Source organism: Xanthomonas dyei (assembly GCF_002939865.1).
GTDB classification, from domain to species: domain Bacteria; phylum Pseudomonadota; class Gammaproteobacteria; order Xanthomonadales; family Xanthomonadaceae; genus Xanthomonas; species Xanthomonas dyei.
Genome location: NZ_MDEE01000009.1, coordinates 127,351 through 140,812 on the forward strand (window position 1 = coordinate 127,351; position 13,462 = coordinate 140,812).

A 13,462-nucleotide genomic window follows, 5' to 3' on the forward strand; every position below is an offset into this window, starting at 1 on the left:
GCAGCTCAGAAAATGAGCAACATTGCAGTCATCGAGCAGGACATGTTCACTGCCGCGTAGGCAGCTCAGAAAGCAGGACTTCCCACGGCTGGTACTCGCCTAGCGTTCACTGCCGCGTAGGCAGCTCAGAAAAACATGGATGCAGAACAAGCAATCGAAGAAGCGTTCACTGCCGCGTAGGCAGCTCAGAAAAACATGTCCAATCTGCTGGTGAATGCGCCAGAGTTCACTGCCGCGTAGGCAGCTCAGAAAATCCTCAGCGCCGAGAAGCTGCCGCAGTTCCGGTTCACTGCCGCGTAGGCAGCTCAGAAAGCTGGGGTGCCAATGCCGAAAACCGTGGGCACGTTCACTGCCGCGTAGGCAGCTCAGAAATGCGGCCGCTCGGCAGGAAGCAGAAGCCCTCGGTTCACTGCCGCGTAGGCAGCTCAGAAAAACTCCAGAGCCAACTAGCGAAAGGCAGAAGTGTTCACTGCCGCGTAGGCAGCTCAGAAAATGTGCAGGTCTCGTATGCCCCGTGCCCCGCAGTTCACTGCCGCGTAGGCAGCTCAGAAATGAGCAACCAGCGCAACGACAGCGCCGAGTGCGTTCACTGCCGCGTAGGCAGCTCAGAAATGGAGGTGATCGACTGCACCGGAATTTTGCTGGTTCACTGCCGCGTAGGCAGCTCAGAAATGATACATCACGGCCTCAGCTGACGAGGCGGCGTTCACTGCCGCGTAGGCAGCTCAGAAAACCCCGCCAGCTCAGGCCGTGGAGCTTGGGAAGTTCACTGCCGCGTAGGCAGCTCAGAAACTGCCCAAAGACGATTGGGAAGTGCATCTGGGGTTCACTGCCGCGTAGGCAGCTCAGAAATCGCCGAGCACCTGGATCGCGCCGACGAAATCGTTCACTGCCGCGTAGGCAGCTCAGAAAGAGCCAGTCCCGGTCTCGGCTCCAAAAGCAAGTTCACTGCCGCGTAGGCAGCTCAGAAATACTACTCCTGTTCCACCGATTGGGTGTCGATGTTCACTGCCGCGTAGGCAGCTCAGAAATCGCCCAGGATGCGAATCTGTCGCTCACTGTCGTTCACTGCCGCGTAGGCAGCTCAGAAATCAACGCCGTGAGCAGCGCCCCAGATCATCAAGTTCACTGCCGCGTAGGCAGCTCAGAAAAGTTACGCCCACGACAGCAAGACCTCCGAAGGGTTCACTGCCGCGTAGGCAGCTCAGAAAATGGACGCCAGCTCGGTCCGCGCCCTGGTCGAGTTCACTGCCGCGTAGGCAGCTCAGAAATGCTCAAGCCCCCGGCTATCGCCAAGGCTGCGGTTCACTGCCGCGTAGGCAGCTCAGAAAAACGCGGTCCTGTACGAAATGGGGCGCGTCACGTTCACTGCCGCGTAGGCAGCTCAGAAAATTGACGAGGACTTGGGACCAGAGGATCTGGTGTTCACTGCCGCGTAGGCAGCTCAGAAAAACAAGGTCTGCCACGAGGGAGGCCTTGATGGGTTCACTGCCGCGTAGGCAGCTCAGAAAAGACCGACATTCATTCCGGTTTATCGTCTCGCGTTCACTGCCGCGTAGGCAGCTCAGAAACAGTAAAGCAACCGTTTTCCGCTGGTTGGGGCGTTCACTGCTGCGTAGGCAGCTCAGAAAAGTCTTCGGCTAGGCAGTCGTTGACACTCGGCGTTCACTGCCGCGTAGGCAGCTCAGAAATGCGAATGCAGGCGGATCAGTACGACCATATAGTTCACTGCCGCGTAGGCAGCTCAGAAATGACCGATGATGACCTGCGCCGGCTGTCCGAAGTTCACTGCCGCGTAGGCAGCTCAGAAAGAGTACGGCCCAACGCATTGGTGCCTCTACACGTTCACTGCCGCGTAGGCAGCTCAGAAACGGTGATTTCGCCGGCCCAGCGCCGACCGACCGTTCACTGCCGCGTAGGCAGCTCAGAAAAGAGGTCACCCACATGCTCGCCGCTGCGTTGCGTTCACTGCCGCTTAGGCAGCTCAGAAAATGCGCGCCCGCTCGGCGGCGATCAGCGCGGCGTTCACTGCCGCTTAGGCAGCTCAGAAATCGAGCACCGCCTTCGCCTTGGCGTAGCTCTCGTTCACTGCCGCGTAGGCCGCTCAGAAATATCAGCGGTAACGCGTGTTGAGTGGTCGTGAGTTCACTGCCGTGCAGGCAGCTCAGCCGGCTCGCAGATGCGCCCGGCGAGCTCACTGCCACGTTGGGCCTGAGCGAACGCAGGCTAAGGCGATGCATCGCTTAGACGCGCCGCCGTGCTGCCACAGGGCTTACTCGCGCCCGTACAGACCCAGAAACATCTCCACCGCCGAGGCGGCCACCTGCGCCTGCTGGGCGGGCGACAGCGGCGGCTGGCCCATCGCCAACTGCGGCCAGAACGCGAACCCCTTCACCAGCGCCTGGAGCTGTTGCGAGGCGAAGTCCGGATCGACCTCGGCCAGCCGACCATCGGCCAGCGCGGCGCGCAGCCAGGTGGTGGTGCCCTCTTCCTTGCTACCCAGCTGCGCCAGCAGCGCGCGGGCGCGTTCGGGCGAGTGGATGCCTTCGGCAATCGCCACGCGCGACAGATCGATAAAAGCCGCATCGTCGAGCAGCCGCAGTTTTTGCTGCAGCAATTGCGTCAACTGCACGCGCAATGATTGATCGGGGCGATAGGGCAGACTCACCGCCTCGGCACTGCGTTGCCACAACCGGCGCAGGATCTCACCGAACAATGCGTCCTTGCTGGGGAAATGGTTGTAGACGGTGCGCTTGGACACGCCCGCCGTGGCGGCCACGCGGTCCATGCTGGTGGCATCGAAACCGTGCTGGCGGAACTGCGCGATAGCCGCTTCGAGAATGGCGTGGCGCTTGCGGTCGGTCAGCCGCTGCTGCACCGGCGCCGCGTCGGATGAACTGGGCATGGCGCAATGTTACACCGCCCAGTTTACATTCCCCAAGATAAAACTACACTGTGCAGTGTAACTACAGCGCCGGCGCCGCCGGTTCGCCCTGCCTACAACGATGGATAGCGTCGTGCTCACCCAGTTCCGCCACCTGCCACCTACCGCTTCGCATGCCGCCTCGCCGCAGTTCCGTCACGGCCGGTTTCGCAACGCACTGCCCACCAACTTGAGTCAGCCCGGCGTGTTGGGTGGGTTGCGCCTGTTGTGGGAGGTGCTGTTCAACAAGCCCGCGAACACGGTGCCGTCGCAGGCGCTGCCGGTGCTGCCATTGAGTGCGGCGCAGCTGCGCGACGCCCCTGACCGCAGCCTGTTCCGGCTGGGTCATTCCACGGTGCTGATGAAACTGCGGGGCGGCCTGTGGCTGACCGACCCGGTGTTCTCCAAGCGCGCCTCGCCGTTCGCGTTTGCAGGGCCCAAACGCTTCCATGCGCCGCCGATCGCGCTGGACGAGCTGCCGCCCCTGGCCGGCGTCCTGCTGTCGCACAACCATTACGACCACCTGGACCGCGCCACCATCCGCGCCCTGGCCGACCGCGTCGGCGTATTCGTCGCGCCACTGGGCGTGGGCGATCTGCTGGTGCGCTGGGGCGTGGACCCGGGCAAGGTGCGGCAGTTGGATTGGTGGCAATCGGTGGACGTGGCTGGCCTCACCCTCACCGCCACCCCGTCGCGGCACTTTTCCGGCCGCGGCCTGTTCGACCGCGACCGCACGCTGTGGTGCTCGTGGGCGATCCAGGACGCCGATCTGCGGGTGTTCTTCAGCGGCGACGGCGGCTATGGCCCGCACTTCAAGACGATCGGCCAACGTCTGGGTCCGTTCGATGTAGCGCTGATCGAAAACGGCGCCTACGACCAGATGTGGCCGGACGTGCACATGCAACCGGAGCAGAGCCTGCAGGCGTTTATCGATGTCGGCGGCCGCACCTTGCTGCCGATCCACAACGGCACCTTCGATCTGGCCATGCACGCGTGGCAGGAACCGCTGGACCGGATCGTCGCCCTGGCCGATAGCGCCAACGTCGCTTTGGCCACGCCGTGCATGGGCGAGCGTGTGGCGTTGACTGCGCCTGGAAATCAGGTGCGCTGGTGGCGGGACACGGCAGTCACGGCGCCGAACGCATGGGTGGCGTCGCCGTAACTGGCTTAGAGCGGCTAACAAAACAGAGCGAGCAGCCGTCAGGTGGGTGTGGACAGCGCACTCACAACCGAGTGTACGCGTGGTACATGCCGCACCGATCACCGGCCGCGCCCGCCTGGCGGCTGCGCAGCAGTGTTGTCAGCCGCTCTGAAGGCATGCCGCCGCGTGCCATCGTGTTGGGGGCGCGCACGCGGATGCGCGCGACACCCTTGCTGTGTGACGACCTCACCCGCCCGGCGATCGGCGAGCAGCGCGCACGACCTCGGTACAGGCAACCCACGGGGCCGCTTCGGGTACGGCGACATCGGTTCTGCTGTCCAGCAGAGATGCTGCGCCCACGCTGATTCAATCCATGCGCAATGGGGCATGCGGTTGGATCTTTTCTCTCGCCAACGGCTGCGTCGCGTGCTTGAACTCGATGTTCCCTTGTACTGATCGCCACCGCGCCGTCCGTCGACACTGCACACAGTGCCGGACTGCGTGGCGATCGCGTTCTTCTCTCACCAGACATTGATCGACGACGCCACTTCATACAGCTCCAGGAGCTACCTAATGAAGACTGCCGCATCCGCCAGCCAACTCAATCGCAGTGCGTCGAGCTCAAGCCCGACTATCCACGAGATAGAAGAGGAGGCGTCGCCGAACGCCTCACCCAGCCATTCCGATGCACCACCCGATGACGCATTGACCGGGCTATCGCGTCGCCCGAGCAAGCGCGGCAAACAGACCGAAAGCGCCACGGCACTGACGCCTCAGACGGCCAGCCATCTGGATGCGGTCGATCTGCAGGTGTCGCAGCCTGCAGTGTCATGGAGCCCTAACAAGGAGCGGCTGACGCGACTCAAGCAGAAACTGGCTGCTGACAAACTGCGCACGTTAGATCCGCAACTGGCCGCCGACCTTATCAACAAGATCAGGCCGATGAAATTGCAGGGCAGCGCTGACGAGAAGGAACGCGCGGCAACGCAGGCAGATCTGTTGAGCCGCATCGGCGAAACAGAGGCGATAGATTGGTACAAGGCGCAGGGATTGAGCGAAGGCGAGGTTTCAAGCTTGCGACGCAGTGCACTGCTGTCCGGCATGCTTAACCCCACCGGCAGTTTTATCAACAATGCCATGCAGTACATCGCCTCGCCCTGGATCAACTACGCGACCCGTCAGCCGTGGGCAGGCGCGGGATTCGGCGTTGCGACGGCAGCGATCGGCGCGCCGATGAATGCGTTCCAGCAGTCGGCGGTGGTCAGCCTGTGCGACTCGATCCGCGAGCATGGCGGTCACGTCATCGTGCCGGACAAGAATCAGATCAACGACAAGCATTGGCTGCCCGACCTTGCGAAGGCGTTGGAACGTCACATCACGGAATTTAGCGGGTGCTGCGACGGGTTCCGCGAACTCAAGAACGCCGCAGACCAGAACCCCGCGGCAGCGCCAAGCGCCGAGCTCACCACTGCTGCCCACCAATTACTGCAAGCCGAAAAGCGCCTGCATCAAGCGCAGCACGACTTCGTCATGACCCAGGGCGCGCACGAGCGGCAATGGATGGGCAATCGCTGGCAGGCCGTCCCACGCATCCTGCGTTCGCCATTTGCGGGCACGCTGGGCCTGCTCAGCAAGACCGGTGCAATGCGGGCGCTGTCGCCGACAGCGCAGACCGTCTGCGCCATGATGATGACGGCTGCGCAGCATGTCGCCGCCGGCTTCGACGAACAGGCAAAACAGGATTACAACAACAAGCTCAATCTGTTGTACGCCGATATAGTCACCGAGACAGGTAAGTCGAAACTTGCAGTTGGCGAGCCGATCGCGGCAGATGAGATCGATCAGAGCAAGCTCCGCAAACTGATCCAATCCCCCACGCAGGCCCTGGTGAAACGCGTCACCAACGCACTGGAGGAGATGGAGAAAGCGCTTAGGGCGGAAGTGGCCGCATCGCCCTTGCCGCAGGGTGCGGCAGATGCCGACGACCTGGATCTGGAGTCGGGCCACGGCGCCGGCCCTGCGAAGGCCCTGAACCTGCTGAGTCAGGACATAAAAGCATTAAGTGATGGCAAGTTGGACCACCTTGACCCCAACGGTGCCGCTGCGGCATTACTGCTCGGCGCAGAAAAGTCGGTGGTGTCGTATCAACTGATCAAAGATATCGCCAAGAAGTACACCTCGCGCGAGTTCTCCGCACAGACCGCACAACGCATTGGCCAGATGTTCCACCTAGGCGTACTGGGCAGTGCGGTGTCCTCGGTGATGGGCAAGGCCACCTCGGCAGCGCAGGGCGGAACGCGCAACGTGCCGACCGCGCAGACGTTGGCGATCTCCGCCCTGTCGGGAGCCATGGCGACGGTCGGCGCGCTGAATCAGCACATTGCCATCACCGTCAAGAACAATCGCCGCGAAGGCGACACCGACATCGGATTCAAGCAGCAAGTCTTGCGTGGCGTGATGGGGGGAGCCAACGAAGCGCTGTCCCAGCGTCGCGCGACCAAGGCGAGTCGAACGATCAACACGCTTCTGCAGAACAACGATGTGGAGCAGTTGCTGGGTCGGGCCAAGGAGCTCACCCTCGGTGCCACGTCCTCGGCAGCGCCGGACGCGCCGCCGCTGACCCTGCCACAGGCGGTGGAACAGCTGCGTCCGGGTGTGGCGTCAGCATCGCAGTCGCACGAGGTGATCGTGCAGATCGGAGACGATCAGGCGCCGCGACCGGCATGATGCCAACCGAGCAATGCAACGATAAAGGATGGCCGCAAGGCCATCCGGTTTCGATGATTGCAATCATCCGCGCGCCTCATGCGCGCGGTTGCCTCACTCCGTCAACCCCCGGTCTTTCAGCAGCGCCTTGACGCTGGGATCCCTGCCACGAAAATCGCGATACAGCTTGGTCACATCCACCGAATTGCCAGGCGCGAGAATTCTGGCGCGGAACAGATCCCCGTTCTTCCGGGTCAAACCGCCGTTCTCGCTGATCCAGTCGAACGCGTCATCGTCGATGACCTCCGACCAAAAGTATGCGTAGTAACTTGCCGCATACCCACGGCTCCAGATATGGTCGAAATAACTGGCGCCATAGCGGGGCGGAACCTCGGGCAGGTCCACCTTGAAGCGTTTCAGTGTGTCGGCCTGCAATGCATCCACGTCCTGCAATGGCGCCGTCGCCGGTTGACCATGAAAGGCAAGGTCCACGATCTGCGCCGAGAGCGATTCGGTCATCAGATAGCCGCTGTTGAAGGTCTTTGCCTCCTTCAGCTTCTTGACCAGTGCCTCCGGCATCCTCGTGCCGGTCTTGTAGTGGCTTGCGTAGTGCGCGAAAACAGCTGGATCGGTCGCCCAGTGCTCATTGAACTGCGAGGGGAATTCGGCAAAATCCCGTGGCGTATAGGCGCTGTCCAACGAGGGATACTTCACCGTCGACAACATGTAGTGCAGGGCATGCCCGAACTCGTGGAACATGGCGGTGACTTCTTCCATGCTCAGCAGCGCGGGCTCCCCGTTGGCCGGCTTGGTGAAGTTGCACACGTTGTAGACCACCGACTTGGTGCCAGTGAACCCGTTACGCTGGACCAGGGAGCCCGCCCACGAACCACCGGACTTGCTCTCCCGCTGAAAGTAGTCCGCATAGAACAACGCCAGTGAGGTGCCGTCTACGTCGAAGACCTCATAGACCTTCACGTCGGGGTGATAGGTGGGGATGTCGGTGCGCTGCTTGAAGGTGATCCCATACAGCTGCGTGGCCGCGTAGAAGACGCCATCAGTGAGGACGGTGTCCAAAGCAAAGTACGGCTTGATCTGCGATGCATCCAGATCGTATTTGGCCTTGCGCACCTGCTCGGCGTAAAAATCCCAATCCGATGCAGCCAGCTTGAAGCCGCCATGCTGCGCATCGATCAAGGCCTGGATCTGTGCCGCTTCGCGGCGTGCCTGGGCAGTGGCAGCAGGTACGGTGTCGGTCAGCAGTTTCAGTGCCGTCTGCGGCGTTGCGGCCATCTGGTTGCGCAGACTGTAGGCCGCATAGCTGTCGTAACCAAGCAGCTTGGCATGGTCCGCACGCACCTGCAGCAAGCGCTTGATGGTGCCGCGGGTGTCATTGGCATCGCCCTGCTCGGCACGGTGTTGCGAGGCCTGCAAGATCTGCGCACGCAATGCGCGATCCTTGAGCGAGGCCAGCATCGGTTGCTGGGTGGTGCTTTGCAGACTGAGCAGATACTTGCCATCAAGCTTGCGCGCCTTGGCGGCAGCGGCGGCGGCGGCGATATCGCCCTCGCTCATGCCATCGAGCCTTGCCTTATCGTCGACGACCACCGCAGCCGCCAACGCCGCAGCCGTCAATTTCTTGTGGTACTGCGTGGTGAGGTTGGTCTCTTCCAGATTGAGTTTGCGCAAGGTGGCTTTGTCGGCATCGGACAGTTGCGCGCCGGCCTTGATGAAGCTGTCGTAGCTGCGCTCGAGCAGGCGACGCTGTTCCGGTGTCAGTGCGAGCGTATCGCGCTTGTCGTAAATAGCTTTGAAACGCGCAAACAGCGTTGCATCCAGTGCGATCTCATCGACAAGTGCGGCCAGCTTGGGGCCGATGTCCTCTTCGATTTTCTGCCGCGCATCGTTGGTATCGGCAGTCGAAATGCCGAAGAAGATGTTGGAGACGTAGCCGAGCGTTGCGCCGCTGCGCTCCAGCGCCTCAACCGTGTTCTCAAAGGTGGGTGGCGCCGGGTTCTCGGTAATGGTGTGCACCTCGTCCCGGGCCTGACGAATGCCTTCTTCAAAGGCCGGCAGATAATCGCTGTCCCGAATCTTGTCGAATGGCGGCGCATCAAATGGCAGCGTGCTGGGCACAAGCAGCGGATTGGACGCAAGATCCGCAGGTATGTTGGCTGCTGTCGAGGTCCCTGCAACGGCGGAGGGGCTGCGCGGGGAATTCTTTTCCGAACATGCGGCCAGCGCGAAGGTGACCGCAGCAGCCAGAACAAGTGAACGTCGCATGGTGTCTTGATCCTGCAGAACATGTAACCGGACACAGGACCGATGCCTCGACGTCCGGCATCGGGCCCTGAATGAAGAGAGCGCCACAGCTGCGCTACCGCGCGTTAGCGGTCGCCGAATATCTGGGCGATGCCTGCATGAGATCTGGCGGGAACGGAATCAGCTGCCGCAAAAACGAAACGGGATGGCACTGCCATCCCGTTTCGTTCACCGATTAAAGATTGCCGGTCACTCGGTCAAACCGCGATTTTCCAACAGCGCCTTGACGCTTGGGTCCTTGCCGCGGAAGTCGCGGTACAACGTGGCCAGATCGACCGTGTTGCCGCGCGAGAGGATCTTGGCGCGGAAGGTGTCGCCGTTCTTGCGGGTCAGGCCGCCGTTTTCCTTGAACCATTCGAAGGCGTCGTCGTCGAGCACTTCCGACCAGAAATAGGCGTAGTAACCGGCCGAATAGCCGCCGCCCCAGATGTGATCGAAATAGCTGCTGCGGTAACGCGGCGGCACTTCGGCCAGGTCCACCTTGAAGCGCTTGAGCGCATCGGCTTCGAATTTGCTCACGTCCTGCAACGGCGCATCCGCCGGCTGGGTGTGCCAGGCCAGATCCAGCAGTGCCGCCGACAGATATTCGGTAGTGGCGTAGCCGCTGTTGAAGGTCTTGGCCTTCTTGATCTTTTCCACCAGTTCGGCCGGCATCGCCGCGCCGGTCTGGTAGTGCTTGGCGTAGTTGGCGAAGACCTTCGGATCCGAGGCCCAGTGCTCGTTGAACTGCGAGGGGAACTCGACAAAATCGCGCGAGGTACTGGTGCCTGCGATCGAGGGGTATTTCACCTTGGAGAACATGCCGTGCAGCGCGTGGCCGAACTCATGGAACAGCGTGGTGACATCGTCGAAGCTCAGCAACGCCGGCTGGCCGGCAGCGGGCTTGGTGAAGTTGCAGACGTTGTAGACCACCGGCTTGGTGCCGGTGAGGCCATCCTGTTCGACGAACACGTCCATCCACGCGCCACCGGACTTGCTGTCGCGCTTGAAGTAGTCGGTGTAGAACAGCGCCATCGAGGTGCCGTCGGCATCGAAGACTTCGTACACCTTCATGTCGGCGTGGTAGGTCGGGATGTCGGTGCGCTGCTTGAAGGTGATGCCGTACAGCTGCGTGGCCGCGTAGAAAACGCCATTCTGCAGCACGTTATCCAGTTCGAAATACGGCTTGATCTGCGACTCGTCCAGATCGTACTTGGCCTTGCGCACCTGCTCGGCGTAAAAGTCCCAATCGGAGGCGGCAAGCTTGAAATCGCCGCTCTTTGCATCGGCACGTTGCGCGTCGATGACCTTCTGCATCTCGCCCACTTCGCGGCGCGCCTTGGCGGTGGCCGCTGGCACGGTGTCGGTCAGCAGTTTCAGCGCCGCCTCCGGAGTCTTGGCCATCTGGTCGCCCAGGCTATAGGCGGCGTAATTGTCGAAGCCGAGCAACTTGGCTTTTTGCGCACGCAGCTGCGCCAGACGCTGGATGGTCTGGCGGGTATCGTTGGCATCGCCCTTTTCTGCGCGGGTTTCGGAAGCCTTCAACACCTCGGCGCGCAGCGCGCGATCCTTCAACGACGCCAGTACCGGCTGCTGGGTGGTGTTCTGCAAGGTCAGAAGATACTTGCCATCGAGCTTGCGTGCCTTGGCGGCATCGGCGGCGGCGGCAATGTCGCCTTCGCTCAGGCCGTCGAGTTTGGCCTTGTCATCCACCACCACTGCACCGGCAGCGGAGGCTGCAACCAGGCGCGTATGGAACTGGGTGGACAGCGTGGTTTCTTCCACGTTGAGCTTGCGCAGGCTGTCCTTGTCGGCATCGGAGAGCTGCGCGCCGGCGCGCACCAGGTCTTCGTAATCGTGCTCGACCAGACGCTTTTGTTCCGGCTCCAGGTTCAGCGTGTCGCGCTGGTCGTACAGGGTTTTGACGCGCGCGAACAGCTTCGGGTCGAGGTTGATCTCGTCCTTGTGCGCGGCCAGCTTGGGCGCGATCTCTTCCTGGATTTTCTGGCGTGCGTCGCTGGTATCGGCCTGCACCAGCCCGAAGAAGATGCGCGACACGCGCGTCAGCGTTTCGCCGCTGCGCTCCATCGCTTCGATGGTGTTGTCGAAGGTGGGCGCTTCGGTGTTGTCGGCGATCTTGCGCACGTCGGCCAGATGCAGGCGCATGCCTTCTTCGAACGCGGGCAGGTAATCGCTGTCCTTGATCTTGTCGAACGGCGGCGCCTGGAACGGCACGGTGCTCGCGCTCAACAACGGATTCGGCGCCGCGTCGGCGGCCGGCGTGGTGGTCTTTTCGGGCACGGTGGTGGGCTCCTTACCGGATGGCTCTTTTCCAGAACATGCGGCCAATGCCAGGGTGATGGCGGCGGCCAGAACGACGGTACGCGACATGGCGTGTGATTCCTGAGTGGGTACGGCAGCCGGTCACGCTAGCGGGTTTGCGTGATGCTGGCATGTGCCGTTGGATTGGGTGGATGCAGCGGTTTGGGGATGGTGCAGGCAAGCGCGCAGCCGCAGGCTCGGCGCACCTGGCCGGTGTGAGCGACACGGTGCAGCATGGGGTTTTGCGGCTTTCCTGAGTTCGATCGCGAGGCAGCACTCAGTCGCAACGGTTAGCGGGTCCGGGACCCGGCCGACCCCGTCCGTCAGAGCGTCTCGTCCTTGAAGATGGCCACATGCGGGCTGCCGTCGGGGCCGATCCAGCCGCGGTACATGCCTTCGGTATTGAACGGGAAGGCGATGTTGCCTTGCGCATCCAGCGCGATGGCACCGCCATCGCCGCCGGCCTTCGGAATCTGCTGATCGATGACCGCCTCGGCCGCCTGTTGCAGCGACTGCCCGGCGTATTTCATGCGCGCACAGATGTCGTAGGCCGCCACCGCACGGATGTAGAACTCGCCCCAGCCGGTGCCGGACACCGCGCACTGCGCACTGCGCATTGGCGTAAGTGCCGGCGCCGATGATGGGCGCATCGCCGACGCGGCCGTAGCGCTTGTTGGTCATGCCGCCGGTGGACGTGCCGGCAGCCAGATGGCCGTCGCGATCCAGCGCGAGCGCACCGACGGTGCCGAAGTGCTTGGCGGTTTCCAGGTCGAGCGCGGCCTGGGCCTGGCGGTCGCCGCTTTCGGCCTTGAGCGCTTTTTGCAGCTGTTGCCAACGCTTGTCGGTACGGAAATAGCTGGGCTCGACCAAGGTGACGCCCTGCTCGCGCGCAAACTGCTCGGCACCGTCGCCGACCAGCATCACGTGCTTGGAGCGGTCCATGACGCTGCGCGCCAGCAGAATCGGGTTCTTGACCGTGTGCACGCCGGCAATCGCGCCGGCCTTGCCGCTGGCGCCATCCATGATCGCCGCATCCAACTCGTTCTTGCCGTCGTGAGTGAACACCGCACCGCGCCCGGCGTTGAACTGCGGCGCGTCCTCCAGCACGGTAATGGTGGCGGCCACCGCATCCACCGCGCTGCCGCCGCGCGTCAACACCGCATGGCCGGCACGCAGCGCGCGTTGCATCGCCTCACGTGCCTGCGCTTGTTCGTCGGGCGAAACACTGGATTTTTCCACGCCCGCACCCCCATGGATCACCAGCATCGGCGTGGCGGCCAGCGCCGGGCCGGTACAGAGCAGTAGTGAGAGGCATAGCGCGCGAGCGGACGAAGCGATCATGGTGTTTCCTCACAACTTTATGGCAGTGAATGGCGCCACTGGCATTACGGAAGGTGCCATCGGCAAGACAGGCTTGTCTCGGATACGCTGCCTTCTTTTCCGCATAACTCCTGATTAAGCCTTGCTGCGAAGCGGCGTCGGCTTCAATGAATTGCTAGAGAGCAATCTATGTGTACCACACGATAACCGCTTGCCCTGAGCTAGCGGCAGTAGCGTAGAACTCACGGAGCCTGCGCAGGTTTGGGAGAATGTACGTATCCAGCAGGTTCGTTTCTTCCCTCCAGTAACCGGGGAATACTTGCATCTCATCCATGCGTTCGGGATCGAGAGCATTCCGGAGATCGCTATCCTGCAGGGTATGCAATGCTGAGGAAAGTTCCTGGACCTGTGCTGGATCAAACATGGCGGCGGGGCCCATGCCACTGTCGATCGCTTCTATCGATTTTTCCGATCTGCCTTCAATTGCGACTAAAGGTAGGTCGACTGGGGTCGCATCCAATCTTGCGCTACTAGCAGCAATGAACGCGCCATCAAGATCAGGGGCGGACATCACCCGCCAGTTGTGCTCGTCCTCCAATCGCTTTGTACTTGAAGCTAGCCAAGCCATTGGACCCCAGGCCCGATCAACGTCGATCACTGACCCACCCCCTGAAAACTGAGCCACAGTAAAGTAGAGACTTCGGCAGCATGGGCCCCCGTAGCAACGAGGATTCAAGCGATGAAGAAGT

The 13,462-nt window shown here is 62.0% G+C and carries 6 protein-coding genes, 1 other RNA gene, 1 pseudogene and 1 CRISPR repeat array (1 of these 9 cut by a window edge); of the genes and pseudogenes, 2 read left to right on the forward strand and 6 right to left on the reverse strand.

Annotated elements, in window-relative coordinates:
• Nucleotides 1-2,171: a CRISPR direct-repeat array (repeat unit 28 nt; unit sequence GTTCACTGCCGCGTAGGCAGCTCAGAAA); it begins 1,698 nt to the left of the window's first position.
• Nucleotides 2,172-2,272: 101 nt separating this feature from the next.
• A complete protein-coding gene (locus XdyCFBP7245_RS08780; protein ID WP_104615312.1) occupies nt 2,273-2,905 on the reverse strand; it encodes a TetR/AcrR family transcriptional regulator in 633 nt (210 codons plus the stop codon).
• A 100-nt stretch (nt 2,906-3,005) separates the two neighbouring features.
• Here XdyCFBP7245_RS08780 and XdyCFBP7245_RS08785 point away from each other — a divergent pair, with 100 nt between their 5' ends.
• The gene (locus XdyCFBP7245_RS08785; RefSeq protein ID WP_104615313.1) at nt 3,006-4,085 is read left to right on the forward strand and encodes an MBL fold metallo-hydrolase; all 1,080 of its coding nucleotides are present in this window, start codon (nt 3,006-3,008) and stop codon (nt 4,083-4,085) included.
• A gap of 12 nt (nt 4,086-4,097) precedes the next feature.
• Here XdyCFBP7245_RS08785 and XdyCFBP7245_RS08790 read toward each other — a convergent pair.
• Nucleotides 4,098-4,173, reverse strand: a non-coding RNA gene (locus XdyCFBP7245_RS08790) — sX9 sRNA.
• A gap of 464 nt (nt 4,174-4,637) precedes the next feature.
• Here XdyCFBP7245_RS08790 and xopN point away from each other — a divergent pair.
• Entirely contained in the window at nt 4,638-6,791 is a 2,154-nt protein-coding gene (gene xopN, locus XdyCFBP7245_RS08795) for a type III secretion system effector XopN (protein ID WP_104615314.1), read from the forward strand.
• Nucleotides 6,792-6,884: 93 nt separating this feature from the next.
• Here xopN and XdyCFBP7245_RS08800 read toward each other — a convergent pair whose 3' ends face one another.
• The 4 genes and pseudogenes from XdyCFBP7245_RS08800 to XdyCFBP7245_RS08815 form a co-directional block, all read right to left on the reverse strand.
• A complete protein-coding gene (locus XdyCFBP7245_RS08800) occupies nt 6,885-9,053 on the reverse strand; it encodes a M3 family metallopeptidase (RefSeq protein WP_104615315.1) in 2,169 nt (722 codons plus the stop codon).
• Nucleotides 9,054-9,281: 228 nt separating this feature from the next.
• A complete protein-coding gene (gene dcp / locus XdyCFBP7245_RS08805) occupies nt 9,282-11,462 on the reverse strand; it encodes a peptidyl-dipeptidase Dcp (RefSeq protein ID WP_170068577.1) in 2,181 nt (726 codons plus the stop codon).
• A gap of 254 nt (nt 11,463-11,716) precedes the next feature.
• Nucleotides 11,717-12,734 (reverse strand): annotated as a pseudogene (locus XdyCFBP7245_RS08810) (isoaspartyl peptidase/L-asparaginase family protein).
• A gap of 166 nt (nt 12,735-12,900) precedes the next feature.
• The gene (locus XdyCFBP7245_RS08815) at nt 12,901-13,284 is read right to left on the reverse strand and encodes a DUF1877 family protein (RefSeq protein WP_158255505.1); all 384 of its coding nucleotides are present in this window, start codon (nt 13,282-13,284) and stop codon (nt 12,901-12,903) included.
• Nucleotides 13,285-13,462: the final 178 nt, after the last annotated feature.

Coding starts and splice junctions, on each gene's coding strand:
- XdyCFBP7245_RS08785 (WP_104615313.1), top strand. CDS start 3,006: ATGGATAGCGTCGTGCTCACCCAGTTCCGCCACCTGCCACCTACCGCT.
- xopN (WP_104615314.1), top strand. CDS start 4,638: ATGAAGACTGCCGCATCCGCCAGCCAACTCAATCGCAGTGCGTCGAGC.
- dcp (WP_170068577.1), bottom strand. CDS start 11,462: ATGTCGCGTACCGTCGTTCTGGCCGCCGCCATCACCCTGGCATTGGCC.
- XdyCFBP7245_RS08780 (WP_104615312.1), bottom strand. CDS start 2,905: ATGCCCAGTTCATCCGACGCGGCGCCGGTGCAGCAGCGGCTGACCGAC.
- XdyCFBP7245_RS08800 (WP_104615315.1), bottom strand. CDS start 9,053: ATGCGACGTTCACTTGTTCTGGCTGCTGCGGTCACCTTCGCGCTGGCC.
- XdyCFBP7245_RS08815 (WP_158255505.1), bottom strand. CDS start 13,284: ATGTCCGCCCCTGATCTTGATGGCGCGTTCATTGCTGCTAGTAGCGCA.